General features: G+C 65.3%; 23 protein-coding genes and 1 pseudogene. 12 read left to right on the top strand and 12 right to left on the bottom strand.

The genetic code is table 11. From position 1 onward, the window contains the following. Window positions 1–27 precede the first annotated feature (27 nt). Window positions 28–1,197: pseudogene (locus tag MasN3_RS06455) on the top strand (enolase C-terminal domain-like protein); the annotation flags it as partial. Between the two features lie 11 nt (window positions 1,198–1,208). Here the strand turns inward: MasN3_RS06455 and MasN3_RS06450 are convergent. Continuing rightward, window positions 1,209–2,591 carry an MBL fold metallo-hydrolase gene (locus MasN3_RS06450; RefSeq protein ID WP_281913110.1) on the bottom strand — a complete coding sequence of 461 codons (1,383 nt, stop codon included), beginning with the start codon at window positions 2,589–2,591 and terminating at the stop codon, window positions 1,209–1,211. 216 nt (window positions 2,592–2,807) lie between these two features. Here MasN3_RS06450 and MasN3_RS06445 point away from each other — a divergent pair, with 216 nt between their 5' ends. From MasN3_RS06445 to yacG, 4 genes are all read left to right on the top strand, one after another. After that, window positions 2,808–3,680, top strand: a complete 873-nt coding sequence (locus MasN3_RS06445; protein ID WP_281913109.1) for a prepilin peptidase — start codon at window positions 2,808–2,810, stop codon at window positions 3,678–3,680. Between the two features lies 1 nt (window position 3,681). Continuing rightward, on the top strand, window positions 3,682–4,305 hold the full coding sequence (coaE, locus tag MasN3_RS06440) for a dephospho-CoA kinase (RefSeq protein ID WP_281913107.1): 624 nt from the start codon (window positions 3,682–3,684) through the stop codon (window positions 4,303–4,305). A gap of 99 nt (window positions 4,306–4,404) precedes the next feature. After that, on the top strand, window positions 4,405–5,160 hold the full coding sequence (gene zapD / locus MasN3_RS06435) for a cell division protein ZapD (RefSeq protein ID WP_281913105.1): 756 nt from the start codon (window positions 4,405–4,407) through the stop codon (window positions 5,158–5,160). An 18-nt stretch (window positions 5,161–5,178) separates the two neighbouring features. Next, window positions 5,179–5,361, top strand: a complete 183-nt coding sequence (gene yacG / locus MasN3_RS06430; protein WP_281913104.1) for a DNA gyrase inhibitor YacG — start codon at window positions 5,179–5,181, stop codon at window positions 5,359–5,361. Between the two features lie 30 nt (window positions 5,362–5,391). Here the strand turns inward: yacG and MasN3_RS06425 are convergent, their stop codons facing one another. Genes MasN3_RS06425 through argJ form a run of 3 tightly spaced genes read right to left on the bottom strand, consistent with a single transcriptional unit; the run spans window position 5,392 to window position 7,939 of the window. After that, window positions 5,392–5,814: an NUDIX domain-containing protein gene (locus tag MasN3_RS06425; RefSeq protein ID WP_281913103.1), complete on the bottom strand. Its 423-nt coding sequence runs from the start codon at window positions 5,812–5,814 to the stop codon at window positions 5,392–5,394. Further along, window positions 5,807–6,697, bottom strand: coding sequence for an ATP-binding protein (locus tag MasN3_RS06420; protein WP_281913102.1), 891 nt, complete (start codon window positions 6,695–6,697; stop codon window positions 5,807–5,809). The genes MasN3_RS06425 and MasN3_RS06420 overlap by 8 nt, the downstream gene beginning before the upstream one ends. Window positions 6,698–6,700: 3 nt before the next feature. Then, entirely contained in the window at window positions 6,701–7,939 is a 1,239-nt protein-coding gene (gene argJ / locus MasN3_RS06415) for a bifunctional glutamate N-acetyltransferase/amino-acid acetyltransferase ArgJ (RefSeq protein WP_281913101.1), read from the bottom strand. A 349-nt stretch (window positions 7,940–8,288) separates the two neighbouring features. On the opposite strand from argJ, the gene MasN3_RS06410 reads away from it, so the two are divergent. The 4 genes from MasN3_RS06410 to MasN3_RS06395 all read left to right on the top strand — a co-directional run bounded on the left by MasN3_RS06410 (window position 8,289) and on the right by MasN3_RS06395 (window position 11,151). After that, on the top strand, window positions 8,289–9,020 hold the full coding sequence (locus tag MasN3_RS06410; RefSeq protein ID WP_281913100.1) for a transglycosylase SLT domain-containing protein: 732 nt from the start codon (window positions 8,289–8,291) through the stop codon (window positions 9,018–9,020). Between the two features lie 29 nt (window positions 9,021–9,049). Then, complete coding sequence (locus tag MasN3_RS06405; RefSeq protein ID WP_281913099.1) at window positions 9,050–10,054, top strand: peptidoglycan recognition protein family protein; 1,005 nt, start codon at window positions 9,050–9,052, stop codon at window positions 10,052–10,054. Window positions 10,055–10,135: 81 nt separating this feature from the next. Beyond that, window positions 10,136–10,717 (top strand): MerR family transcriptional regulator, encoded by a 582-nt coding sequence (locus MasN3_RS06400; protein ID WP_281913098.1) that lies wholly within the window; start codon window positions 10,136–10,138, stop codon window positions 10,715–10,717. 5 nt (window positions 10,718–10,722) lie between these two features. After that, window positions 10,723–11,151, top strand: a complete 429-nt coding sequence (locus tag MasN3_RS06395; protein ID WP_281913096.1) for a hypothetical protein — start codon at window positions 10,723–10,725, stop codon at window positions 11,149–11,151. Window positions 11,152–11,172: 21 nt separating this feature from the next. On the opposite strand, the gene MasN3_RS06390 is transcribed toward MasN3_RS06395, so the two are convergent. Then, a complete protein-coding gene (locus MasN3_RS06390; protein WP_281913095.1) occupies window positions 11,173–11,658 on the bottom strand; it encodes an Lrp/AsnC ligand binding domain-containing protein in 486 nt (161 codons plus the stop codon). 111 nt (window positions 11,659–11,769) lie between these two features. Between MasN3_RS06390 and MasN3_RS06385 the strand changes: the two genes are divergently transcribed. Together MasN3_RS06385 and alr are read left to right on the top strand one after the other, a co-directional pair. After that, window positions 11,770–13,059, top strand: a complete 1,290-nt coding sequence (locus MasN3_RS06385) for a D-amino acid dehydrogenase (RefSeq protein ID WP_281913094.1) — start codon at window positions 11,770–11,772, stop codon at window positions 13,057–13,059. A gap of 19 nt (window positions 13,060–13,078) precedes the next feature. After that, a complete protein-coding gene (alr, locus tag MasN3_RS06380; protein WP_281913093.1) occupies window positions 13,079–14,170 on the top strand; it encodes an alanine racemase in 1,092 nt (363 codons plus the stop codon). Between the two features lie 709 nt (window positions 14,171–14,879). Here the strand turns inward: alr and secA are convergent. Continuing rightward, window positions 14,880–17,663 carry a preprotein translocase subunit SecA gene (gene secA / locus MasN3_RS06375; protein WP_281913092.1) on the bottom strand — a complete coding sequence of 928 codons (2,784 nt, stop codon included), beginning with the start codon at window positions 17,661–17,663 and terminating at the stop codon, window positions 14,880–14,882. Window positions 17,664–17,960: 297 nt separating this feature from the next. Here secA and MasN3_RS06370 point away from each other — a divergent pair, with 297 nt between their 5' ends. Further along, entirely contained in the window at window positions 17,961–18,428 is a 468-nt protein-coding gene (locus MasN3_RS06370) for a DciA family protein (RefSeq protein WP_281913090.1), read from the top strand. Window positions 18,429–18,481: 53 nt separating this feature from the next. Here MasN3_RS06370 and lpxC read toward each other — a convergent pair whose 3' ends face one another. The 6 genes from lpxC to MasN3_RS06340 form a co-directional block, all read right to left on the bottom strand. Next, the gene (lpxC, locus tag MasN3_RS06365) at window positions 18,482–19,417 is read right to left on the bottom strand and encodes a UDP-3-O-acyl-N-acetylglucosamine deacetylase (RefSeq protein WP_036248233.1); all 936 of its coding nucleotides are present in this window, start codon (window positions 19,415–19,417) and stop codon (window positions 18,482–18,484) included. A gap of 49 nt (window positions 19,418–19,466) precedes the next feature. Next, window positions 19,467–20,354, bottom strand: coding sequence for a DMT family transporter (locus tag MasN3_RS06360; RefSeq protein WP_281913089.1), 888 nt, complete (start codon window positions 20,352–20,354; stop codon window positions 19,467–19,469). A gap of 64 nt (window positions 20,355–20,418) precedes the next feature. After that, window positions 20,419–20,922, bottom strand: a complete 504-nt coding sequence (locus tag MasN3_RS06355; RefSeq protein WP_281913088.1) for a peroxiredoxin — start codon at window positions 20,920–20,922, stop codon at window positions 20,419–20,421. A 231-nt stretch (window positions 20,923–21,153) separates the two neighbouring features. Beyond that, on the bottom strand, window positions 21,154–22,350 hold the full coding sequence (gene ftsZ / locus MasN3_RS06350; protein WP_281913087.1) for a cell division protein FtsZ: 1,197 nt from the start codon (window positions 22,348–22,350) through the stop codon (window positions 21,154–21,156). Between the two features lie 178 nt (window positions 22,351–22,528). Beyond that, window positions 22,529–23,761, bottom strand: a complete 1,233-nt coding sequence (ftsA, locus tag MasN3_RS06345; RefSeq protein WP_231059350.1) for a cell division protein FtsA — start codon at window positions 23,759–23,761, stop codon at window positions 22,529–22,531. A 13-nt stretch (window positions 23,762–23,774) separates the two neighbouring features. After that, window positions 23,775–24,599, bottom strand: coding sequence for a cell division protein FtsQ/DivIB (locus MasN3_RS06340; protein ID WP_281913086.1), 825 nt, complete (start codon window positions 24,597–24,599; stop codon window positions 23,775–23,777). Window position 24,600 lies beyond the last annotated feature (1 nt).

Raw genomic sequence — 24,600 nt, 5'->3', positions numbered from 1 at the left:
AATGAACAACCTATTGAAACATCACAGCTAGAGCGCCTCGTGCCGCTCATCACCGGCACCCCGATTGCGCGCTACCGCCACACGCTGAACACGCTGCGCGGCGCCATCGCGGGGCCGCACCACCAGGTCGGCTCGGATGCGGAAGCGGCCCTCCTGGCGCAGCCGCACGAGATCAACCTGCGCCTCGAGAACGTGATCACGGCGGTCGAAGCCGCGCTGCTCGACCTGCTCGGCCAGCACCTGGGCGTGCCGGTCTGCGAACTGCTGGGCAGCGGCCAGCAGCGCAGCCACGTGCCGAGGCTGGCCTACCTGTTCTACATCGGCGAGCGCCGGCGCACCGACCTGCCCTATGCTGCCGGCAGCGGTACGGACGACTGGCATGGCGTGCGCACTGAAGAAGCGCTCACCCCGGAGCGCATCGCCGACCTGGCCGAGGCCAGCGTCGACAAGTACGGTTTTCGCGACTTCAAGCTCAAGGGCGGCGTGATGCGTCCGGAGGAAGAGGTCGCGGCGGTGGCGGCCATCAAGCGGCGCTTCCCGGAGTCGCGCGCGACGCTCGACCCGAACGGCGCCTGGGCATTGAACGAGGCGATTGCCGCCTGCCGCGGCCAGGGCCACATCCTGGCCTATGCCGAAGACCCGTGCGGACCGGAAGGAGGCTATTCCGGACGCGAGATCATGGCCGAATTCAGGCGCGCCACCGGCATCCCGACCGCCACCAACATGGTCGCCACCGACTGGCGCCAGATGGGCCACTCGCATCTGCTGGGTGCGGTCGACATCCCGCTGGCCGACCCGCACTTCTGGACCATGGAAGGCTCGGTGCGCCTGGCCCAGCTGTGCCACGACCGGGGCCTGACCTGGGGCTCGCATTCGAACAACCACTTCGACGTGTCGCTGGCCATGTTCACCCACGTTGCCGCCGCCGCGCCCGGCAAGATCACCGCCATCGACACCCACTGGATCTGGCAGGAGGGCCAAGAGCGCCTCACGCGCGAGCCTTTGCCAATCGTCGGCGGCCAGGTGGCAGTGCCGGAGCGCCCGGGCCTGGGCATCGAGCCGGACATGGCGCGCATCGAGCAGGCCCACCTGCTGTACAAGAAGGTGGCGGCGGGTGCGCGCGACGACGCCATGGCGATGCGCTACCTGTTCCCGGACTGGACCTACGACCCGAAGCGCCCGAGCTACGCGCGCTGAGCGTCCGATGTTCAGCGCAAGGCCGCCTGCAGCTGCCTTGCCATCCTTCCCACCAGCGCCCGCCACAGGTAGCCGCCCATCTTGAGCGGCCGGTGGCGGTCGGCGCCGCGCCGCCGCATGCGCTGCGGCAGGAAGAAGCGGCCGAAGGTGGACAGCCCGCTGCGCCGCAGCGTCCAGAAGCAGCCGCCCGCATAGACCGTGTCGAAGCCATCCTCGGAACGCAGCAGCTGCAGCGCGGTTCCCGAAAACATCGCCACGTGGGCGGCCTGCGGTTCGCCATCGATGCGCGGCCGCACGCGGAAACCGTGCCGGTAGGACAGCTCCACGGTCTGGCGCAGGTCGGGCAGGTGCACCAGCAAAGGCCGCAGCGGCCCGATCGTCTCGAGCAGGCGCGGCAGCACATGCATCGCGGCCTTGATGCGCTCGCGGTAGCGCGCAAAGGCGGCTTTCAGCTCCCCCAGCGAGGCCTGCGGCGGGCGCGGCAGCGGCGGCGGCCGCTTGCGCCAGCACCCGGCCCAGTGCTCCAGTGCGCGCTCGTGCGCGGCCCCGAGTGTACCCGGCGTGTCGCGCTGCAGGTCGATACTGCTGCCCGGGGTGAGAAAGCGGATCACGCCGCGCACGTTGTCCAGCCGCGACAGCTCGATCAGCTCGGGCGGCGACAGCCTGCCGCCGTTGAGCCAGACGTTGTCGGCCCGCGCAAAGCGCGCGAACGAGGCGACCGGCACCACCAACCTGGGCCGGAAACGCTCGACCTGCAGCGCCAGGCGCTCCACTGCCGCCCTGGCGGCCGCCTCGCGCACCGCGAACTGCTCCGGATTGCCGCACCAGCCCATGCTGCCGAAACCGGTGAGCAGCAGGTCGATGCGCGAGGCGGCCCGTCCGATGCGCGGCGCCGCCGCGTGACAGGCGGCATCGGTGGCCAGCGCCCGGTCGCCCAGGTTGAGGATGGTCCGGCCGCCGCAGCTGATCAGGCAGGCGGAATCGCCGTCGCCGTTGGCCAGCGCGGTCAGGCGCAGGTCGCCGGCCAGCGCCACGGTGAGGCCGTCCGGGCACTCGGCCACCGGCAGGCGCTGGCGCCGCAATTCCTCGCCGATGCGCATGTCGCGCCCGGGACGGTAGAGGAAGGTGGCGATGCCGCGGAATTCGGCGCGCAAGCGCCGCAGGAAAGGCAGGGAGAAATGGTCGGGCTGGGCGCGCGAGCACCATATATAGACCGGCACGCCGGCGCTGTTCAGGATGTCGAGCAGGGCCGCATGGCTGGTGGCGCCGTCGACCAGGCTCCAGGCGTCGTTCAGCACCGCCCCTTCCAGCCACGGGTCGGACACCAGGAGGGCACCGTCGGTGCGGACCATGAAACAGGCATGGTTCAGGAAAGTAAATGTTGCGCGTGACATCGCGGGCACCTGGAAGTGGCTCGATCAAGGCCCAGCGTAGCCGCGCGCCACGGCGCGGGCATGATCCCTCACAATCGTGCGCCGGGACTGCATGCCACACCGGGCGCGCCGGCAGCATGCCGATGCTTCGCCAAATCACGGGAAACCTCTACAATAGATTGACGTAAAGAATCTTTTCCCGCCACCGCCCCTGCTTTCTGATCGGACCCTGCCGCCATGCCCATGGAATCCCTGCTGTTCGCCCCGCCGGCCACACTCAGCGCCACCCTCGTGGCCGCCCTGTTCGGGCTGCTCGTCGGCAGTTTCCTGAACGTGGTGATCCACCGGATTCCGAAGATGATGCAGCGCGAATCCGACAACTACGTGGCCCAGGAGAGCGGCAAGGAGCCGCCGCATACCGACCGCTACAACCTGATGGTGCCACGCTCCGCCTGTCCGCACTGCGGCCACCAGATCACGGCGCTGGAAAACATCCCGGTCATCAGCTGGCTGGCCCTGCGCGGCAGGTGCCGCAAGTGCAAGGCGCCGATCTCGGCGCGCTATCCGGCGGTCGAGCTGCTGACCGGCATCCTGGCCGGCGTGCTGGTGTGGACCTTCGGCAGCGGCCTGGCGGGCCTCGCGACCCTGCTGTTCCTGTTCCTCCTGGTGGCGATGACCTTCATCGACGTCGACACCCAGCTGCTGCCGGACGACCTGACCTATCCGCTGCTGTGGGCCGGCCTCCTGGTGAACCTGCACGGCACCTTCGTGCCCCTGCAGGATGCCGTGATCGGCGCGGCCGCCGGCTACCTGGTGCTGTGGTCGGTGTACTGGCTGTTCAAGCTGGTCACCGGCAAGGAAGGCATGGGCTACGGCGACTTCAAGCTGCTAGCGGCGCTGGGCGCCTGGCTCGGCTGGCAGATGCTGCCGACCATCATCCTGCTGTCCTCGGTGGTCGGCGCCATCGTCGGCATCAGCCTGATCGTGTTCGCCAAGCGCGGCCGCGACAAGCCGATTCCCTTCGGCCCCTACCTGGCGGCCGCCGGCCTGATCGCCCTGCTCTACGGCAGCGACATCAGCGCCCGCCTTGCCGCCGTCGTGGCAGGCTGAGATGGACGCGCCGCACAAACCGGCCTTCTCCGTCGGCCTGACCGGGGGCATCGGCTGCGGCAAGAGCACCGTGGCCGACATGTTCGCGGCGCTCGGCGCCGCGGTCATCGATACCGACCAGATCGCCCACGCCCTCACTGCCCCGCACGGCGCGGCGATGCCGGCCCTGATCGCCGAGTTCGGGCCGGAGTTCGCCACCCCCGAAGGGGCGCTCGACCGGGCGAAGATGCGCGCTCTCGTGTTCAGCGACGCCACGGCGCGTGCGCGCCTGGAAGCCATCCTGCACCCGCGCATCCGCGACGCCACCGCCGCCGCGGCAAGCATCGCCACCGGCGACTACGTGATCTTCGTGGTGCCCCTCCTGATCGAATCGGGCACCTGGCGCGAGCGCGTCAGCCGCGTGCTGGCGATCGACTGCCCGGAGGAGCTGCAGGTGGCGCGCGTGATGGCCCGCAGCGGCATCACGGAAGCACAGGTACGCGCCATCATGGCCGCCCAGGTCAGCCGCGAACAGCGCCGGGCGGCGGCCGACGACATCATCCTCAACGACGACGGACTGGACGCTTTACGCCCGCAGGTCGAGATTTTGCACGCCATGTATTTATCCCAGAGCAAAAGAACTTGAAAAACAATTGAATTAAGTCAATGCGGGATTTGTAATTTTACGCAGCATGGTTCAGAATCACGGGGTTGCTCGCCAGCCTACATTCAGAGGAATGTCATTTTGATCGTCTACGAATATCCTTTCAACGAGCGGATTCGCACGTTGTTGCGGCTGGAAGATTTGTACGAGAAATTCAAGTTCTTTGTGCAACAAGAGCACCCGATGCAGCACCACGTGGCCCTCGCCACGATCTTCGACATGCTGGAAGTGGCCGGCCGTGCCGATCTGAAGTCCGACCTGCTGCAGGAACTCGAGCGTCAAAAGCAGAGCCTGCTGTCCTACCGCTGCAATCCCAACGTCGCCACCGACGCGCTCGACGCGGTACTGGCCGAGCTGGACGCCGTCAGCGGCGCCCTGGTGGCAAGCCAGGGCAAGACCGGCCAGAACGTACGCGACAACGAATGGCTGATGAGCATCCGCGGCCGCACCATCATCCCGGGCGGCGCCTGCGAATTCGACCTGCCCTCGTATTTCGCCTGGCAGCATCGTCCCGCGCAGCAGCGCCAATCGGATATCATGGGCTGGTTCGCGCCGCTGGCGCCGCTGTTCGAGGCCCTGGCCCTGGTGCTGCGCCTGCTGCGCGATTCCGGCGGCCCGGCCAAGATGATCGCCGTGGGAGGCAGCTACCAGCAGATGTTGCAGGGAAAGGTGTACCAGATGCTGCGCCTGTCGATTGACGCATCGCTCGGCGCCATTCCCGAAATCTCGGCCAACAAGTATATGCTGTGGGTACGCTTTACCACCCAGGACGGGGACTGCAAGCCGAAGGCGCTCGAAACCGACGTGCCCTTCAACCTGACCCTGTGTAACTTCTGATTGTCGATTGGTGTTGAAATGACTGTTGTAGCCTGCCCGACCTGCGGCAAGAAGGTCGAATGGACCCCCGCGAACAAGTACCGCCCGTTCTGCTCGGAACGCTGCAAGCAGATCGACCTGGGCGCCTGGGCCGAAGAGAAGTACACGATTCCCGGCGCGTCCACCAACGATCCGCAGGACGACAAGCCGACGGACGGCTAGGACCGCCCGCGTCGACGGTCCCTGGGCCGTTCAGGTAAATCGCACCCGATCCAGCCATTCCAGTAACGGTATCGTCGCCGGCAACAGCGGGCTGACGCTATACCCACCCTGCCACGCGAAGGCCTGCCCTTCCAGGCTTTGCGGCTCCCCTTCCCACTCGCGGCAGATGTAGAAGTAGAGGCGCACGTGCGCATGCTCGTACACGTGCTCGACGCAGCACCAGGGGGCGCCGCTGAGCACCTTTATACCCAGCTCCTCGACGAACTCGCGCTGCAGCGCGTGGAAGATGTCCTCGTCCGGCTCGACTTTTCCGCCCGGGAATTCCCAATAGCCGGCGTAGGGTTTTCCATCCGGACGCTGGCCCAGCAGCACGTCGCCGTTGGGGCGCATCAGGATGCCGACCGCGACGTCGACCGGTTTTGCCGACCTTGTTGTTACTGCTGCTTCACTCATCGTTTTCTTGATCCGGCAACCTGCCGGCATAGTCCTTCGCAAATTGCCACGCCACCCGGCCCGAACGCGAGCCGCGCTGTAGCGCCCACTGCAGGGCTTCCATGCGCGCCGCCTCGATTTGCTCGGGCGTGCAGCCGAAACCGGCCAGCCAATGTGCGACGATGTCCAGGTAGTCGTCCTGCCTGAAAGGATAAAAGGAGAGCCACAGGCCGAAGCGTTCCGACAGCGAGATCTTTTCTTCGACCGTCTCGCCCGGATGCAGGTCGCCGTCGTCGCCATGGGTGTAGCCGGCGTTGTCGGACATTCTCTCCGGCATCAGGTGGCGCCGGTTCGAGGTCGCATAAATGAGCACGTTGTCCGACTGCGCCGAAATGCTGCCGTCGAGCGCCACCTTGAGCGCCTTGTAGCCGGCCTCGCCCTCCTCGAACGACAGGTCGTCGCAGAAGATCACGAAGCGCTCCGGCCTTCCCGCCACCAGGTCGACGATGTCGGGCAGGTCGGCCAGGTCGGCCTTGTCCACCTCGATCAGGCGCAGGCCCTGGTCGGCGAAGCCGTTCAGGCAAGCCTTGATCAAGGACGACTTGCCGGTGCCGCGCGCGCCGGTCAGCAGCACGTTGTTGGCCGGGCGGCGCAGCACGAACTGCCTGGTGTTCTGCTCGATCTGGCGCTTCTGCAGGTCGACGTGCTGCAGGTCCTCGAGCCGGATGGTCGAGGCATGCAGCACCGGCGCCAGGTACTTCCCACCGCCGTTGGCCCGCTTGCGCCAGCGGAAGGCAGCGCTGCGCTTCCAGTCCGGCTCGCGCGGCACCGCTGGTGGCAGCACCGCTTCGACCCGCGCCAGCAGGGCTTCGGCGCGGTGCAGGAACTGTTCCAGTGGCGTCATCGGTTACGAGCGATAGTCGGCGTTGATCGAGACATAGTCGTGCGACAGGTCGCAGGTCCAGACGGTGGCGCTGGCCTCGCCGCGGGCGAGCGTCACGCGCACCGTGATCTCGGCCTGCTTCATGACGCGCTGGCCATCCTCTTCCTTGTAGTCCGGGTTACGCCCGCCGGCCTTGGCCACCCACACGTCGTCCAAGTAGAGATCCAGCTTGGTGGTATCCAGGTCGTCGACGCCGGCGTAGCCGATCGCGGCCAGGATGCGGCCCAGGTTCGGGTCCGAGGCGAAGAAGGCGGTCTTGACCAGCGGCGAGTGCGCGATCGCGTAGGCGATCTTGCGGCACTCTTCCACGCTGCTGCCCTGCTCCACCGCGATGGTCATGAACTTGGTCGCGCCTTCGCCGTCGCGGATGATCTGCTGGGCCAGGTTGCGCGAGATATCGGTGACCGCTTCCTTCAGCGCTTCATACTCCGCGCCACTGGCGGCATCGATGTTCAGGCTGCCCGCGCCGGTGGCGACGATGATGAAGGAATCGTTGGTCGAGGTGTCGCCGTCGATCGTGATGCTGTTGAAGGAATGGTCGGCGGCGTGCTTCACCAGCTCGTCGAGCACCGGCTGCGCCACCCGGGCGTCGATCGCCAGGTAGCCGAGCATGGTCGCCATGTTCGGCTTGATCATGCCGGCGCCCTTGCTGATGCCGGTCATGGTGACCTGGTGACCGCCGATGGTGACGGTGCGCGACGCGGCTTTCGGCTGGGTGTCGGTGGTCATGATCGCCTCGGCGGCGTTGAACCAATTGTCCGCCTTCAGGTTCGACACCGCGGCGGGCAGCCCGGCGACGATTTTCTGGATCGGCAGCTGCTCCAGGATCACGCCGGTGGAGAACGGCAGCACCTGCTGCGCGTCCAGGCCGAGCAGCTTGGCCACTTCGGCGCAGGTGGCCTGGGCGTTGGCCAGGCCCTGCTCGCCGGTGGCGGCGTTGGCGTTGCCGGTGTTGACCACCAGCGCGCGAATCGGCTTGCCGCCATTCGCGACGGCCGCCAGGTTGGCCTTGCTCACCTGGACCGGCGCGGCGCAGAAGCGGTTGGTGGTGAAGACGCCGGCCACGGTGGCGCCCTCGGCCAGCTTCATCACCAGCAGGTCCTTGCGGTTGGGCTTCTTGATGCCGGCTTCGGCGAAGCCGATCTCGATGCCGTTGACGGGTTTCAGGTCGGCTGCGACTGGCAGGGGGGAATTGACGGCCATGGCGTTCTCTTAAAAGAAAAGATAGGTAATCCAATATTGTACTGCCAGCGGCGGCCAAGGCGAGCAGGCCTGTCCAGCTGCGGTTTTGCGCCTGAATGTATGCCCTGCGCATAAACCGATAACCCCTGCTTACACCCCCTTAATCTGCGTGTATGTACCAACTCTTGGTGGCGCATTGAGCACGATTCATTTCTGCCGAAATATTGTTCTAAATCAAACGCTTACCGTTTCCTGATCTGGAGTATGCATATACTCGACAGGCCCGGAAACGGCATGTTTTTTGCCCCTTCCGCGCAGCCATTCCGACGCCCTGTCGGGACCGTTTCAAACAACAAGACTGGAGACAAGAATGAAGGCAAGTACCAAGGCGCGGCTGATGATCGCGCTCTGTGCAGCACTGGTCGGGACGGCGGCATCGCCGCTCGCATACGCCGACGGCAAGCCGGCCGAGCTGACCGTGTCGGCCAAGCAGTACAAGCAGTACTTCCGGGAGGCCTCGAACGAGTTCAACGTGCCGGTCGAACTGCTGCAGTCGATCGCCTATGCCGAAACCCGCTGGCACCCGCACGTCCCCAAGGGCAAGCTCAAGAAGAACGGCGAGCCCGAGGTCGAGGTGGAATCGCACGAGGGCATGCCGATCAGCTACGGCATCATGGGCCTGCGCGACGACAATCACTTCGGCCATTCGCTGCGCGAAGGCGCGGCCCTGATCCGCGTCACGCCGGAACAGGCGGCTCTTGATACGCGCACCAACATCCGCGCCGCCGCCGCCCTGCTCGCCCACTACGGCGCCCGCAAGAACAAGGGCTTCCCGCTCGCGGACTGGGAAGCCGCGGTGGCGCGCTACAGCGGCATCCCGCAGCCGGAGATCGCGAAAATCTATAGCTACGAGGTCCTGACAGCGATCCGCCAGGGCCGGCGCAGCGACAAGTTCGAGATCGACCAGAAGCACGTCGAGATGGAGAAAGCTTACGGCAAGGAGCGCCTGCGCAAGCTGTCCGCGCGCCGCATCACGGTGGAGACCGGCACGCCCGATCCGAAGATCTCGGCGCCCGATTTCGGCGACACCCCGAATAAATAATAACGCAGCAGAATACGGAGACAACATTCATGAAAACAATGATGCGCAGCCTGCTCGCGGGCTTGTGTTTCGTCGCGTCGGCCCAGCCGGCGCTGGCCTCGACCGATTACCCGCCGGCCATCTGGAACCCGGCCGCCAGCTGCAATTATTCGAGCCGTACCGCCGCGGTCAGCCACGTGACCGTGCACACCACCCAGGGCTCGTATGCCGGTTCGATCTCCTGGTTCCAGAACTGCAGCGCCGGCGTCAGCGCCCACTACGTGATCCGTTCCTCGGACGGCCAGGTGACACAGATGGTGCGCGAGGCCGACAAGGCCTGGCACGTCGGGAACTCGAACGGCTACACCATCGGCATCGAGCACGAGGGCTACATCGCCAACCCCTCCGCCTGGTATACCACCGCCATGTACAACGCCTCGGCGGCGCTGACCAAGGATATCCTGGCCTCGCGCAGCCTGGCGCAGAAGGTGTACGACGGCAGCAGCGGCTGGAGCGCGGTGCCGGCGGACTCGCTGTACAACGTCAAGGGCCACGTCAACTACGCCAGCCAGAGCCATACCGACCCGGGCTCGGGCTGGGACTGGCCGCGCTATAAATCGCTGGTGGCCGGCAGCAGCTCGGGCGGCGGCACCACCACCACCTGGCCGCTGGTCCAGTACGGGAACACGGGCGAGCGCGTGCGCACCATCCAGTACCTGCTGCAGCAATGGGGCTATGCCCTCACCGTGAACGGCACTTTTGATACCACGACCCAGAACGCGGTGAAGAACTTCCAGTCCTCGCACGGCCTGGGCGCCGATGGCGTGGTCGGCAATGCCACCTGGCCGGCGCTGACCATCCTCACCCAGCAGGGCGACTCGGGCGCCAAGGTGCGCGCGGTGCAGAGCCAGCTCAACGAGAGCGGCGCCGGCATCGCGGTGGACGGCGCCTTCGGCCCGGCCACGACGACCGCGGTGAAGAACTTCCAGACCTCGAAGGGCCTGAGCGCCGACGGCGTGGTCGGTGACGACACCTGGAACAAGATGGTCTGGTGAGCGGGGGTGTGCGAAGATGCTTGACCCTCACGCAAGGTGAGGGTCCAGAGTAGCGCTACGCATGAAGACGGGGGAAGCTCGATGTTGAAAGTGGGAGAACTCGCGGCGCGCGCCGGCCTGACGGTCCGCACGCTGCACCATTACGACGGCATCGGGCTGCTTTCGCCTTCGGCGCGCACTGACGCCGGCTACCGCCTCTACAACCGCGACGACGTGGCCCGCCTGCAGCAGATCCAGGCCCTGCGCGCGTTCGGCATGGCGCTGGCCGACGTCAAGGCTTACCTGGACAGTCCCGCCGCCTCGCCGCTGGCCATCGTCGAACGCCAGCTCTCCAGCCTCGACCGGCAGATCGCGCAAGCGCAGCAGATGCGCGAACAGCTGCTGCGCCTGCGCGCTCGCCTGACCGCCGGCGAGAAGACGGACCTGTCCATCTGGCTAACTACTCTGGAGCGGATGAGCATGTACGAACAATACTTTTCGAAGGAAGAACTGGCGCGGCTGCCGCTGTACCAGAATCCCGGGGCGCAGGCCGAATGGCGCGAACTGGTGCGGCACGCGCAGTCGCTGATCGACCGCGGCGTGGCGCCGCATGCGCGCGAGGCCAGGGCCTTTGCCGAGCGCTGGCTGGGCTGCGTGGCGCGCGACAGCGGCTCCTGCGGCTGACGGCGATGACTGGACAGGATGCGGCGGTCCAGCAGCAGCTTGGCCTGACGCCGGCCTTGCTGGCCTACATGCGCAACGCGATCAACGAACTGCGCTTCGGCATCTATGCGCGCTACCTGCCCGCGCAGACGGTGGAGCGCATGCGACGCCACGAAGCGTCCCACTCGGACGAGTGGATCGAGCTGGCCATGCAGATCCGCGCGCGGATGCAGGACGATCCGGAGGCCCGCTCCGATCAAGCCCTGGCGCTGGCGCGGCGCTGGTTCGCCATGTTCACCGACATGTTGGGCGACGATCCCGATGTGGTGGCACAGTTTCGCCGCGCCGCCAGCCTGGAACCGATGCTGCACCTGGGCACGGGTATCGGGGACGACGTGATCGGCTTCCTGCGCCGCGCCATGCAGAACATGCAGGCGCCGGCCGCCAAGGCCTGAACGAGAGGGAGGCGGCGCCGTTCAGCGCGGAATCGACAGCGCCAGCGTTTCCTTCAGCTCTTCCATCACCACATAGCTCTTCGACTGGCCGGCATCGGCCACGTGCAGGATCTCGCCCAGCAGGCGGCGGTATTCCGACATTTCCGCGATGCGGGCCTTGATCAGGTAGTCGAAGTCACCAGATACGAGGTGGCACTCCATCACTTCGGGAATGCCGAGCATCGCGCGGCGGAAGCGATCAAAAGCCTTTTCGGACTTCTGGTGCAGGGTGATCTCGACGAACACCAGGATCTGCAGGCCCATGGCCTGCGGATTGACGCGCGCGTGGTAGCCGCTGATCACGCCGTCGCGCTCCATGCGCTTGACCCGTTCGATGCAGGGCGTCAGCGACAGCCCGACCTGCTCGGCCAGGTCTTTCATGACGATGCGCGCGTCGTCCTGGAGGATCGCCAGGATGTGCAGGTCGATCTTGTCGAGGACGCGGTGGGAGTTCTTCTGGACGCGCATGAAGTTTCACTGAAAACGTGTGTAATAACAGGAACCATTATTCCATCACCACCTGTATCATGGCAATCTTTCCTAAATTTAGCTTCTTTTCTTACAGGACCTAGGCACATCATGCGCGTTCTCGTACTGGGCAGCGGCGTGGTCGGCGTGACCACCGCTTACTATCTGGCCAAGGCAGGCCACGACGTCACCGTCATCGACCGTCAACCCGGCCCTGCCCTGGAGACGAGCTTCGCCAACGCCGGCCAGATTTCGCCGGGCTATGCCTCGCCCTGGGCGGCGCCAGGCATTCCGCTGAAGGCCGCGAAGTGGCTGTTCCAGAAGCACGCGCCGCTTGCGATCCGCCCGGACGGCTCGCTGTTCCAGCTGCAGTGGATGTGGCAGATGTACCGTAACTGCACCGCCGACCGCTATGCGGTCAACAAGGAGCGCATGGTGCGCCTGGCCGAGTACAGCCGCGATTGCATCCGCGAGCTGCGTGCCGATACCGGCATCGAATACGAAGGCCGCAGCCTGGGCACGATCCAGCTGTTCCGCACCCAGCAGCAGCTGGAAAGCGCCGGCAAGGACATCGAGGTCCTGAAGGACGCCGGCGTCGACTATGAACTGCTGCTCGGCCACGACCTCGGCAAGGCCGAGCCGGCCCTGGGCAGTCACGGCACCCTGGTGGGCGGCCTGCGCCTGCCGAACGACGAGACCGGCGACTGCCAGATGTTCACCACCCGCCTGACCGCGATGGCGCGCGACCTGGGCGTGCGCTTCGAGTTCGATACCAGCATCCAGGCCCTCGACATCGCGGGCGACCAGATCACCGGCGTGCGCACCGACAAGGGCACCCTGGTTGCCGACCGCTACGTGTTGGCGCTGGGCAGCTACTCGCGCCTGCTGCTCAAGAACCAGTTCACGCTGCCGGTCTACCCGCTCAAGGGCTACTCGATCACCGTGCCGATCACGGACGCGAGCCGCGCCCCGGTGTCGACCATCCTGGACGAGACCTACAAGATCGCCGTGACCCGCTTCGAGGACCGCATCCGCGTGGGCGGCATGGCCGAGATCGCGGGCTACAGCCAGGTCCTGAACCCGGCGCGCCGCGAAACCCTGGAAATGGTCGTCAACGACCTGTTCCCGGGCGCCGGCGACACCCGCCAGGCATCCTTCTGGACCGGCCTGCGCCCGATGACGCCGGACAGCACCCCGGTGGTCGGCGCCACCCCGCTGCGCAACCTGTTCACCAACACCGGCCACGGCACCCTGGGCTGGACCATGGCCTGCGGCTCGGCCAGCGTCATCGCCGACCTGGTCAGCGGCAAGAAGCCGCAGATTCGCGCCGACGACCTCGCGGTGTTCCGCTACGCCGGCACCCCACAGCGCGGCGCCTCTCCCGAACTGATCAAGGCGTAATCCGGACATGGTGGATTCTGTGGATGCGTCCCGCGCGGGGGCGCGGCTGACGGTCGACCTGGGCGCGATCCGGGACAATTACCGGCTGCTGGCCAGCAAGACCAAGGGAGCCTGCGCGGCCGTCATGAAGGCGGATGCCTACGGGCTCGGGATGGAACAGGTGGCGCCGGCGCTGGCCCTGGAAGGCTGCAAGACCTTCTTCACCGCCCACCTCGAGGAAGGCATCCGCCTGCGCCAGCTGGTGCCCGAGGATTGCGCGATCTACGTGCTGCACGGCCCGCCGCCGGGCACGGCGCGCGACTGCTTCCAGTATGACCTGCGCCCGGTGCTGAACGATCCGGGGCAGATCCAGGAATGGCGCGCACTGGCCCGTACCCTGGACCGCGAACTGCCGGCCGCAATCCAGCTGGATACCGGCATGTCGCGCATGGGCCTGGCGCCGGAAGACCTGCTGGCGCTGTCCAAAGAGCGCGACTGGCTGGCGGGCGTGCGCCCCACCCTCGTGATGAGCCACCTGGCCTGCGCCGACGAGCCCCTGCACCCCGTGAACGAGGCCCAGCGCCGCCGCTTCGAGGAGCTGCGCGCGCTGTTCCCGGGCGTGCCGGCCAGCCTGGCCAACTCCTCGGGCGTGTTCCTGGGTTCGTCCTACCACTACGACCTGCTGCGCCCGGGTGCTGCGCTGTACGGCATCAATCCGCAGCCGGGCACGCCGAATCCGCTCAGGCAGGCGGTGTCGCTGCATGCGCGCGTGGTGCAGGTGCGCAGCGTGTGCGATGGCGCCGTGGTAGGCTATGGCGCGCACCACGCCTGCACCGGCGAGCAGCGCATCGCCACCATCGCGGTGGGCTATGCCGACGGCTGGTTGCGTTCCCTGTCGGGACGCGGCTTCGCCTTCGTGGACGGTGTCAAGGTGCCGATCGCGGGGCGGGTGTCGATGGACAGCATCACGCTGGATGTGACGGGGATCGCGCCGGAGCGCGTAGTGCCGGGTTCGGAAGTCGAGCTGATGGGGTCGCACCAATCGGTGGACGAGGTGGCGGCGCTGGCGGGGACGATCGGGTATGAGGTGCTGACACGCCTGGGCAGCCGATTCCATCGGCGCTACGTCTGAGGCTTGTTCGTTCAAGCATACCTGTCTAGTTCGTCGACCAGGTGAGGCTGCAGCTCTTCCAGCCTCATCACATTCCCCTTACGCGAGCCCTTGCGTAGTCTGGATACGGCCAGACCGGGAAACCGGGTGCGCCGGCGCGGTCTGCCGCTGTTACCCAGTCACCTCTACTTTTCGATTCCTTTGAGCCAGTCGCGAAACCATTGCACGGGCATGGCCTCGTCATCAAACGATCTCGAACGTAGCTCGTCGATCGAGTATGTGTTCACGAGATAGAGTTCCCACTGCGCATCGACATCGGTCAATACAGGTAGCAACTCTTCTATTGCTGGCTCAGCGTCAATATCAAGATACTGACATCAAAACCGATCGCACCACTCAGCGATCTGCTTGTGGCTGTACGGGCTGGCTTCTGGATTGGCACCGTAGGTAAGCACACGAATCACTGAGTCACGTGTGAGTGGAAGCTCAATCGGTCTAGACAATTCCATTGGTTTTTCCGAGTCGATCAGTTGGGAGGATTTGAATACTTTCTGCGGCCACGCCCGGCCGAACGCAGCCGGTGAACTCAGCATAGCAGCTTGCCAAGAAAAAATCGCCGCCTGTCATGAAGCCTCACATACATCCCATCGACAGCACAAACATCATGTTCAAACGAAAAAACGGCCGGGTTTTCACCCGGCCGTTTTACTTGTCACACGATACTTGGTGCTTACGCCAGCTTCCCGTGGCACGCCTTGAACTTCTTCCCGCTACCGCACGGGCACGGATCGTTGCGGCCGACCTTCATGCCCAGATAGGTATTGTGGTCTTCCGCCGCCACCGCCGCCGAGTCCGAACGTACCGGATTCGGGTTGAGCAGCTCTTCCGGCGCTGCCGACGGGTTGAAGTCGGCGTGCTGGAAGTTGATGTTTTCCAGCTGCGCCACTTGCGCCGCCATTGCCGCTTCGGCCGCTTCGACTTCCTCGCGGGTCTGGATGCGGACCGTCATGACGGTGCGGATCACCTCGTTCTTGATGCGGTCCAGCATGTCGCTGAACAGCTCGAAGGCTTCGCGCTTGTATTCCTGCTTCGGATTCTTCTGCGCGTAGCCGCGCAGGTGGATGCCCTGGCGCAGGTGGTCCAGCGCCGCGAGGTGTTCGCGCCAGTGGGTGTCCAGGCTCTGCAGCATGACGTTGCGCTCGAAGCCGCCGAAGGACTCCTTGCCCACCACCGCCACCTTGGCGTCGTAGGACTCGGCGGCTTGCTTCAGCACGCGCTCGAGGATGTCGTCGTCGTTCAGGTTCGGCTCGTCGGCCAGCATCTTCTGCAGCGGGATCGTGAGGCCCCACTCGGCCGCCAGCACCGACTCCAGCGATGGGATGTCCCACTGCTCCTCGACCGACTCGGCCGGCACGTACTGGCGCACCAGGTCGGTGAACACGCCCACGCGCAGCGAGGCGATCAGCTCGGCCATGTCCACGGACTCCAGCAGCTCGTTGCGCTGGGTGTAGATCACCTTGCGCTGGTCGTTGGCGACGTCGTCGTATTCCAGCAGCTGCTTGCGGATGTCGAAGTTCCTGGCCTCGACCTTGCGCTGGGCGGTCTCGATCGAGCGGGTCACGATGCCCGCTTCGATCGGCTCGCCTTCCGGCATCTTCAGGCGGTCCATGATCGCGCGCACGCGGTCGCCGGCGAAGATGCGCAGCAGCGGGTCGTCCAGGCACAGGTAGAAGCGCGAGGAGCCCGGGTCGCCCTGGCGGCCCGAACGGCCGCGCAGCTGGTTGTCGACCCGGCGCGACTCGTGGCGCTCGGTGCCGATGATGTGCAGGCCGCCTGCGCCCACCACGTGGTCGTGCAGCGATTGCCATTCGTCGCGCAGCACCTTGGCCTGCGCCGCCTTTTCCGCGTCCGACAGCGCGTCGTTGGCTTCGATGAGCTGGATCTGCTTCTCGACGTTGCCGCCCAGGACGATGTCGGTACCGCGGCCCGCCATGTTGGTGGCGATGGTGATCATCTTCGGGCGGCCCGCCTGCGCGATGATTTCCGCTTCGCGGGCGTGCTGCTTGGCGTTGAGGACGTTGTGCGGCAGGTTCGCCTTGTTCAGGATGCCCGACAGCAGTTCCGAGTTCTCGATCGAGGTGGTACCCACGAGCACCGGCTGGCCGCGCTCGTAGCAATCGCGGATGTCGTTGAGCATCGCGTTGTACTTCTCTTCGGCCGACTTGTACACCTGGTCCTGGCGGTCCTTGCGCTGCGACGGCTTGTTCGGCGGGACGACCACGGTCTCGAGCCCGTAGATCTCCTGGAATTCGTAGGCTTCGGTGTCCGCGGTACCGGTCATGCCGGCCAGCTTGCCGTACATGCGGAAGTAGTTCTGGAAGGTGATCGAGGCCAGGGTCTGGTTCTCGTTCTGGATGCGCACGCCTTCCTTGGCTTCCACGGCCTGGTGCAGGCCGTCCGACCAGCGGCGGCCCGTCATCAGGCGGCCGGTGAATTCGTCGACGATCACCACTTCGTTGTTCTGCACCACGTAGTGCTGGTCCTTGTGGTACAGGACGTGGGCGCGCAGCGCCGCGTACAGGTGGTGGATCAGGGTGATGTTGGCGGCGTCGTACAGCGACGCGCCTTCCGGCAGCAGGCCCCATTCGGTCAGGATGGCCTCGGCCTTCTCGTGGCCGGCTTCGGTCAGCAGCACGGTGTGCGCTTTCTCGTCCTTGGTGTAGTCGCCCGGGACTTCGATCTTGCCCTTGCCGTCCGGGGTTTCCTCGCCGATCTGCTGGGTCAGCAGCGGCGGCAGCGCGTTCAGGCGGTGGTACAGGTCGGTGTGGTTCTCGGCCTGGCCGGAAATGATCAGCGGGGTACGGGCTTCGTCGATCAGGATCGAGTCGACCTCGTCGACCACCGAGAAGTTCAGGCTGCGCTGCACGCGTTCGCGCACGTCGTAGACCATGTTGTCGCGCAGGTAGTCGAAGCCGAATTCGTTGTTGGTGCCGTAGGTGATGTCCGAGGCGTAGGCCTTCTGCTTGCTGTCGTGGTCGAGCTGCGACAGGTTCACGCCGGTCGTCAAGCCGAGCCAGCCGTACAGGCGGCCCATCGATTCGGCGTCGCGCTGGGCCAGGTAATCGTTGACGGTAATGACGTGCACGCCCTTGCCCGACAAGCCGTTCAGGTAGACCGGCAGAGTCGCCATCAGGGTCTTGCCCTCACCGGTGCCCATTTCGGCGATCTTGCCCTGGTGCAGGACCATGCCGCCGATCAGCTGGACGTCGAAGTGGCGCATCTTCATGACGCGCTTGGCGGCTTCGCGGCAGACCGCAAAAGCTTCCGGCAGGATGTCGTCGAGCGTCTCGCCCTTGGCCAGGCGGTCCTTGAATTCGGGCGTCTTAGCTTGCAGTTCGGCGTCAGACAGCTTTTCCATCTGGGGCTCGAGCGCGTTGATCTGACGCACGGTCTTTTGGTATTGCTTGAGCAGTCGCTGGTTACGGCTGCCGAAAATCTGGGTCAGGAATGACATTGCTGTGTTCTAGAAAATTACGCCGCAAAAAGAGCCAGGGGCGCCCGTCAATACGAGCTACCGAAGACCACCTATGGCAAAAAGCTACTGATTTTATCATGCGATCCGGCCACACTTGGGGACATTGGGTCGGATAACAAGGCTGCTCAACAGCAGAATGTTATCAAATTGCACTGCACGTGGACCTGGAACCACGTTCCCGGGGCCTTCCGTCCGCGCACGGGCGGCGAATATGGTATGTTGCGGGGCATAGCGAATCCGCTCTTTCCGGCCCTTTTCCCTGTCCCTTTTTTATCAGTGCATATCTACGGTACCAAGAACCGGCAGACCTCGATCGTCGCGACGGACTTCCTGCGCAAGGACGACCGCATGGCCAGCCTCCTGCCCGCCGCAATGCGGATGGCGCGCCTGCAGTCCGACTGCGCCGCCATCCTGCCGGTCATGGCCGGCAATACCGACGTGATCTCGTTCCAGGACGGGGCGCTGGTGCTGGCTGTGCCGAGTTCGGCCGTTGCGGCGAGGATGAAGCAGATGCTGCCCAAGCTGCAGTCGGCGCTGGCGCAGCGCGGCTGGGCGGTGGAATCGGTCCGGCTGAAGGTGCAGGTGGGACGCGCCATGCCGGACCAAAAGCCGCAGATGCGCACCCTGGAGTTGCCGAAGACGGCGGTGCAGGCATTCGAGGAACTGGCCGAGTCGCTGGAAGACACCAACCAGAACAAGGATCTGGTGGCGGCCTTGCGCAGGCTGGCCGAGAAGCGCAAGTAATGTAGCGCTTCTAACAACACCTTCAGGCAAGCCATGAAGGTGTTGCGGGCGCATCACATCTGCGCCCACTCCCGCGTCATCTGCCGCAGGTAGGAAGGCGGCGCCTCGCTCAGCGAATCGAACTCCACCCATTCGTAGGCATCCGGGGTCGCCAGCAGTTTGCGCAGCAGCTCGTTGTTGAGCGCATGGCCCGACTTATGGGCCGTGTAGCTGGCCAGCAGCGGGTGGCCGACGATATACAGGTCGCCGATCGCGTCCAGGATCTTGTGGCGCACAAACTCGTCCTCGTAGCGCAGTCCGTCCGCATTCAGGATGCGGTACTCGTCCATCACGATCGCGTTTTCCAGCGAACCGCCGCGCGCCAGGCCCATGCCGCGCAGGGTTTCCACGTCCTGCATGAAGCCGAAGGTGCGCGCGCGCGCCACGTCGTGCACGTAGGAGACGTCGCCGAAATCCACCGAGGCGCGCTGCATGGTGCCGTCCACGGCCGGGTGGTTGAATTCGATGAAGAAGTCGAGCTTGAAGCCGTCATACGGCGACAGGCGCGCCCACTTCTCGTTGTTGCCGCTGCCCTGGCGGATCTCGACGTCCTTGAGCACGCGGATGAAGCGCTTCGGCGCGTCCTGCTCTTCCAGGCCGGCCTGCTGCAGCAGGAACACGAAGGAAGCCGCCGAACCGTCCATGATCGGGATCTCCTCGGCCGTCACGTCCACGGTCAGGTTGTCGATGCCCAGGCCCGCGCAGGCCGACATCAGGTGCTCGACGGTGGAGACGCGCGCCCCGTCCCGGATCAGGACGGTGGCCATGCGGGTCTCGCCGACCACGTCGGCCGCGCTCGGGATGGCGACGATGGGATCGTAGTCGACGCGGCGGAAGGTGATGCCGGCGCCCGGCGGCGCCGGACGCAGGGTCAGTTCGACCTTGGTGCCGGAATGGACGCCGACACCGGTGGTGCGGACGACCTGTTTGATGGTTCGTTGTTTCAGCATCCGACGATTATAGCCCAGCGTTTATTGGCCCGCTGAGGGCATGCCGTCCTTACGGATGATCCGACTCCACGTGGACTTTTTCGTGGCGAATCAGATACATACCGCTGCCGATGATGATTGCCGCGCCCACCACCGTCCAGCCGTCCGGCAGGGTCTGCCACAGCAGCCAGTCAAGGCCGACCGCCCAGGCCAGGGCCGTGTATTCGAAGGGCGCCACGCTCGAGGCATCGCCCCGGGCAAAGGCTTCGGTGATGGCCAGCTGGCCGATGAAGCCGCTCAGGGCCAGGCCCAGCAACAGCGGAATGTCGCTCATCCGCATGCCAACCCACCCCGGCGCCGCCAGCAGGCCGGCGCCGATCGACATCATGAGCATCAGCCAGAACACCATGTGCTCGCTGCGGTCGGTCCTGGCCAGGATGCCGACCGTGATCGCCGAGACCGCGTACATCGCGGCCGCGCCCAGCACAGCCAGGCCGCCGATGGTGAGAAAGCCGGCGCCGCTCGGGCGCAGCACCACCAGCACGCCGCACAGTCCCACCCCGATGGCGATCCAGCGCGCCAGGTCGACGCGCTCTTTCAAAAACCAGACCGAGAGCGCGGTGATGATTGCCGGGGCGATGAAGAAGATCGTATAGGCCTCGGCCAGCGAGAGCTTGCGGATGCCGAAGGCGAAGAAGCTGAGCATGGCGATGCCGAGCACCGCGCGCAGGATATGCAGCGGCCAGCGGATGCGGAAGATGTCGCCGTAGCCGACCTTGATGCCAACGTAGACGGCGATCAGCGGCAGCGAGGTGAGCGAGCGCAACGCGGCCACCTGGATCGCCGGATAGGTCTGGGACAGCACTTTCATCACCGTATCCATCAGCGCGAACATGAACACGGCCAGCACCATCGCGTAGATGCTGTAGAGGTTGCCGGCGGGTCGTTTCAGGGGCATGGCGATCAAACGGTTCAAGGACAAAAAAACGGCGCCGCGGCGCCGTTTGCAGGAGTGCGGCCGATCAGCCCAGTTGTTCCAGCATCTTTTCGGCGCTCGAGACTTCGAAGCCGGCGGTTTCGACGTTCAGCGCCTTGACGACGCCGTCTTCGACCAGCATCGAGTAGCGCTTGCAGCGGGTGCCCATGCCGTGCTTCGAGAAGTCGGCGTCCAGACCCAGGGCCTTCGAGTAGTCGCCGTTACCGTCGGCCATCATGCGCACGATGCCGGTGGCCTTCTGGTCGCGGCCCCAGGCGCCCATCACGAAGGCGTCGTTGACCGAGATGCACCAGATTTCGTCGACACCCTTGGCGCGCAAATCATCGGCATGCTTGACGTAGCCAGGCACGTGCTGGGCCGAGCAGGTCGGGGTAAAGGCGCCCGGCAGGCCGAAGATCACGATCTTCTTGCCCTTGGCCAGATCAGCGACCTGGAACGTGTTTGGACCCAGCGAGCAGCCGGCGGTTTCGGTTTCGATGAATTCCGACAGGGTGCCTTCCGGCAGGCGGTCGCCGATCTGGATGGTCATGGGGTGTGCTCCTTCAGTTTTGAGAATCTGGCAATTATCGCCGATGTTGACTGAGTCTGCAGAAAGGGGGTTGTAGGGTGGGCGGCTTGCCGCCCACGCGGTGATACGCGAAGAATGATTAGTCGCGTCAGTGCTGAAGATGGCTGACCGCCTGGGCGGGAGACCCGCCCACCCTACAAATACAAAAAGGGCCAGCATGTCGCTGGCCCTTCTTCATTCAGTCATCCTGAATCAGTCAGCCTGCTTGCGCAGGAAGGCCGGGATGTCGTAGGTCTCGACGCCGTTGCGCTGCATCGCCTGCACCTGCTCGGACGCCTGCTCGCGGCGCCACACGGCCGGCTGCTTCATGCCGCCCATGGCGTCGCCGCCCGCGTGGCCCATGGTCAGGCCGCCGGCCACGGTCGAGGCGCCAGCCATCACCGGGGCGTTGTAGGTGCCGGTCTTGAGCATCTGCTGCGGCTGCACCAGCTGCATCTTCTTGTTCTTGCCCAGGCCGGTCGCGACCACGGTCACGCGCAGCTCGTCGCCCATGGCGTCGTCGTAGGCGATGCCCTGTGCGATCGAGGCATCCGGTGCGGCGAAGGCGCGCACGGCGGCCATGACTTCCTTGATCTCCTTGCCCTTCAGGCCACGGCTTGCGGTCACGTTGACCAGCACGCCCTTGGCGCCCGACAGGTCGATGCCGTCCAGCAGCGGCGAAGCCACGGCCTGCTCGGCGGCGATGCGCGCACGGTCCACGCCCGCGGCGGTCGCGGTGCCCATCATGGCCTTGCCCTGCTCGCTCATGATGGTCTTCACGTCGTTGAAGTCGACGTTGATGTGGCCCGGCACGTTGATGATCTCGGCGATACCGGCGACGGCGTTGTTCAGGACGTCGTCGGCGTGCTTCATCCAGTCGAGCATCGACTCGTCTTCGTAGATGTCTTCCAGCTTCTCGTTCAGGATGACGATCAGGGAGTCGACGTGCTTGGTCAGCTCTTCCAGGCCGGCTTCAGCGACCTGCATGCACTTGTCGCCTTCGTAGGAGAACGGCTTGGAGACCACGGCAACGGTCAGTGCACCCATGGTCTTGGCCACTTCGGCGACGATCGGCGCGGCGCCGGTGCCGGTGCCGCCGCCCATGCCGGCAGCGATGAAGACCATGTGCGCGCCGCGCAGCGCATCTTCGATGCGCGAACGCGACTGCTCGGCGAGCTGGCGGCCCACTTCCGGACGCATGCCCGCGCCCAGGCCGGTCTCGCCGATCTGGATGATGTTGTTTGCGCTCGACGCGGCAAGTGCCTGCGCATCCGTGTTTGCGGCGATGAACTCGACACCGGACACACCCTTGTTGATCATGTGCTGAACCGCGTTGCCGCCAGCGCCGCCGACGCCGACAACTTTGATAACGGTTCCCAGTGCTGCGTTATCGACCATATCGAACTCCATATCGAACTCCCAATTTTTAAGTTGCCGCTTCCGTTTCAAGGCTGGAGCCAGGCCCCTGGCAGAGCCTTGAAAACCGGAAGTAGCGATTGTATTTAAAAAATCTTGACCCGTGAACGCTTTGTTGCTGACGTACTGAAAAATTTAACGCCTTGCCCGACTGTTAATCCTGTTCCCGCCTTTAGAAGTTCCCCGCTATCCATTCCTTCATTCGCTGCCACACTGCCTTCACCGAACCATCCTGACGCGTGACGATGTGTCCGCGCAGGTACTGCTTCTTCGCTTCCAGCAGCAGGCCGAGCACCGTGGCGTAGCGTGGGCTGCGCACGACGTCGGCCAACTGGCCGCGGTAATCCGGCGTGCCGAGGCGCGCCGGTTTGAGGAAGATGTCCTCGGCCATCTCGATCATGCCCGGCATGATCGAACTGCCGCCGGTGAGCACGATGCCCGACGAGAGCACGCCCTCGTAGCCCGACTCGCGCACCACCGTGTGCACCATCGCGAACAGTTCTTCGACGCGCGGTTCGATCACGGCCGCCAGCGCCTGGCGCGACAGGGCGCGCGGCCCGCGGTCGCCCAGCCCCGGCACTTCGAGCGTCTCGCCCGGGTCGGCCAGCACCTGCTTGGCCACGCCGTAGCGGATCTTGATGTCCTCGGCTTCGCCGGTCGGCGTGCGCAGGGCCATCGCGATGTCGCTGGTGATCTGGTCGCCGGCGATCGGCAGCACCGCGGTATGGCGGATCGCGCCGTCGGAGAACACGGCGATGTCGGTGGTGCCGCCGCCGATGTCGATCAGGACCACGCCCAGTTCCTTCTCGTCGGTGGTGAGCACGGCGTCGGCCGACGCCATCGGCTGCAGGATCAGGTCCGAGACCTCGAGTCCGCAACGGCGCACGCACTTTACAATATTCTGGACCGCGGACACCGCACCGGTGACGATGTGCACGCGCACTTCCAGGCGGATGCCGCTCATGCCGATCGGCTCGCGCACGTCTTCCTGGTTGTCGACGATGAATTCCTGCGGCACCGTGTGCAGCAGCTGCTGGTCGGTCGGGATGTTGACCGCCTTGGCGGTCTCGATCACGCGCGCCACGTCGGTGGCGGTGACTTCCTTGTCCTTGATCGCAACCATGCCGCTCGAATTGAACGAACGGATATGGCTGCCGGCGATGCCAGCATAGACGTTGCGGATCTTGCAATCGGCCATCAGCTCCGCTTCCTCGAGCGCGCGCTGGATCGACTCGACGGTGGCCTCGATGTTCACGACCACGCCCTTCTTCAATCCTTTCGACTCGTGCTGACCGAGGCCGATCACCTCGTGGCGTCCGTCGGACATCACTTCGGCCACGACCGCCACCACCTTCGAGGTGCCGATGTCGAGGCCGACGATCAGGTTCTTCGCGTCTTTAGTCATTGCTGTTGCCTGCTTATGTTTGCTTGGTTGTTTTGTTGGGTTGATTCGGTTTTTTCTTTGCCGGCTTCACCGGCTTGGTAACGTCGTCCGGCACCGCCAGCGCCGCCGAGGACAGCGCCAGGCCGTTCGGATAGCGCATGTCGATGGTGTCGATGCGCCCTTCCTGCAGCCGCGCGACCAGCTGCGGGTAGACGCCCACCAGCCGCTGCACGCGCTTCTTCAAGGTGTCCTTGTCCTGCTCGCGGCCCAGAGCCACGCTCATGCCGTTGTCCAGCTTGACGGTCCAGGCATACCGGTCGGACAGCGACAGCGCCATCGGCGCCAGTTGCACCGGCGCGAACAGCGAGCGCAGCTCGGTGAAGCGGGCCAGCACTTCCTTCTCGCTGCCTTTCGGACCGGTGAAGGCCGGCAGCTCGTGGTCGTCGTCGGCCTCGGCCAGGTTGGCGGTAAACACGTCGCCCTTGACCGACAGCAGGCGGCCATCTTCGCCCCAGGTGCCGAGCGCCTCGTGCTCTTCCACCTCGACCACCAGCTGGTCCGGCCACTCGCGGCGTACCGTGGCGCGGCGCACCCAGGGCACGGATTCGAACGTGGCCCGCACGCCTTCCAGGTCGGTGGTGAAGAAGTTGCCGCGGATCTTGCCGACCACGCCATTGCGCACGGTGAGCTCGTTCACGTGGCGCAGCGGCAGCTGGTACATGCTTTCCACCGTCACCGCGCGCAGCGAGAACATGGGCAGCTGCGACAGCCACCATACACCGGACCCGATACAGGCGAGCACCACCAGCGCCACCAGGCTGCTGGCGGTTGCGTTGAGGGCGCGGACGTCATGCCACATT

Origin of the sequence: Massilia varians, assembly GCF_027923905.1 — a bacterium.
Classification (GTDB): domain Bacteria; phylum Pseudomonadota; class Gammaproteobacteria; order Burkholderiales; family Burkholderiaceae_D; genus Telluria; species Telluria varians_B.
This window is presented reverse-complemented; position numbering and strand designations above follow the sequence as displayed.

Excerpts from the sequence above, each read along its gene's own strand:
- MasN3_RS06450 (WP_281913110.1), bottom strand. The coding sequence starts at position 2,591 with ATGTCACGCGCAACATTTACTTTCCTGAACCATGCCTGTTTCATGGTC.
- MasN3_RS06445 (WP_281913109.1), top strand. The coding sequence starts at position 2,808 with ATGCCCATGGAATCCCTGCTGTTCGCCCCGCCGGCCACACTCAGCGCC.
- coaE (WP_281913107.1), top strand. The coding sequence starts at position 3,682 with ATGGACGCGCCGCACAAACCGGCCTTCTCCGTCGGCCTGACCGGGGGC.
- yacG (WP_281913104.1), top strand. The coding sequence starts at position 5,179 with ATGACTGTTGTAGCCTGCCCGACCTGCGGCAAGAAGGTCGAATGGACC.
- MasN3_RS06425 (WP_281913103.1), bottom strand. The coding sequence starts at position 5,814 with ATGAGTGAAGCAGCAGTAACAACAAGGTCGGCAAAACCGGTCGACGTC.
- MasN3_RS06420 (WP_281913102.1), bottom strand. The coding sequence starts at position 6,697 with ATGACGCCACTGGAACAGTTCCTGCACCGCGCCGAAGCCCTGCTGGCG.
- argJ (WP_281913101.1), bottom strand. The coding sequence starts at position 7,939 with ATGGCCGTCAATTCCCCCCTGCCAGTCGCAGCCGACCTGAAACCCGTC.
- MasN3_RS06410 (WP_281913100.1), top strand. The coding sequence starts at position 8,289 with ATGAAGGCAAGTACCAAGGCGCGGCTGATGATCGCGCTCTGTGCAGCA.
- MasN3_RS06405 (WP_281913099.1), top strand. The coding sequence starts at position 9,050 with ATGAAAACAATGATGCGCAGCCTGCTCGCGGGCTTGTGTTTCGTCGCG.
- MasN3_RS06400 (WP_281913098.1), top strand. The coding sequence starts at position 10,136 with ATGTTGAAAGTGGGAGAACTCGCGGCGCGCGCCGGCCTGACGGTCCGC.
- MasN3_RS06395 (WP_281913096.1), top strand. The coding sequence starts at position 10,723 with ATGACTGGACAGGATGCGGCGGTCCAGCAGCAGCTTGGCCTGACGCCG.
- MasN3_RS06390 (WP_281913095.1), bottom strand. The coding sequence starts at position 11,658 with ATGCGCGTCCAGAAGAACTCCCACCGCGTCCTCGACAAGATCGACCTG.
- MasN3_RS06385 (WP_281913094.1), top strand. The coding sequence starts at position 11,770 with ATGCGCGTTCTCGTACTGGGCAGCGGCGTGGTCGGCGTGACCACCGCT.
- secA (WP_281913092.1), bottom strand. The coding sequence starts at position 17,663 with ATGTCATTCCTGACCCAGATTTTCGGCAGCCGTAACCAGCGACTGCTC.
- lpxC (WP_036248233.1), bottom strand. The coding sequence starts at position 19,417 with ATGCTGAAACAACGAACCATCAAACAGGTCGTCCGCACCACCGGTGTC.
- MasN3_RS06360 (WP_281913089.1), bottom strand. The coding sequence starts at position 20,354 with ATGCCCCTGAAACGACCCGCCGGCAACCTCTACAGCATCTACGCGATG.
- MasN3_RS06355 (WP_281913088.1), bottom strand. The coding sequence starts at position 20,922 with ATGACCATCCAGATCGGCGACCGCCTGCCGGAAGGCACCCTGTCGGAA.
- ftsZ (WP_281913087.1), bottom strand. The coding sequence starts at position 22,350 with ATGGAGTTCGATATGGTCGATAACGCAGCACTGGGAACCGTTATCAAA.
- ftsA (WP_231059350.1), bottom strand. The coding sequence starts at position 23,761 with ATGACTAAAGACGCGAAGAACCTGATCGTCGGCCTCGACATCGGCACC.
- MasN3_RS06340 (WP_281913086.1), bottom strand. The coding sequence starts at position 24,599 with ATGTGGCATGACGTCCGCGCCCTCAACGCAACCGCCAGCAGCCTGGTG.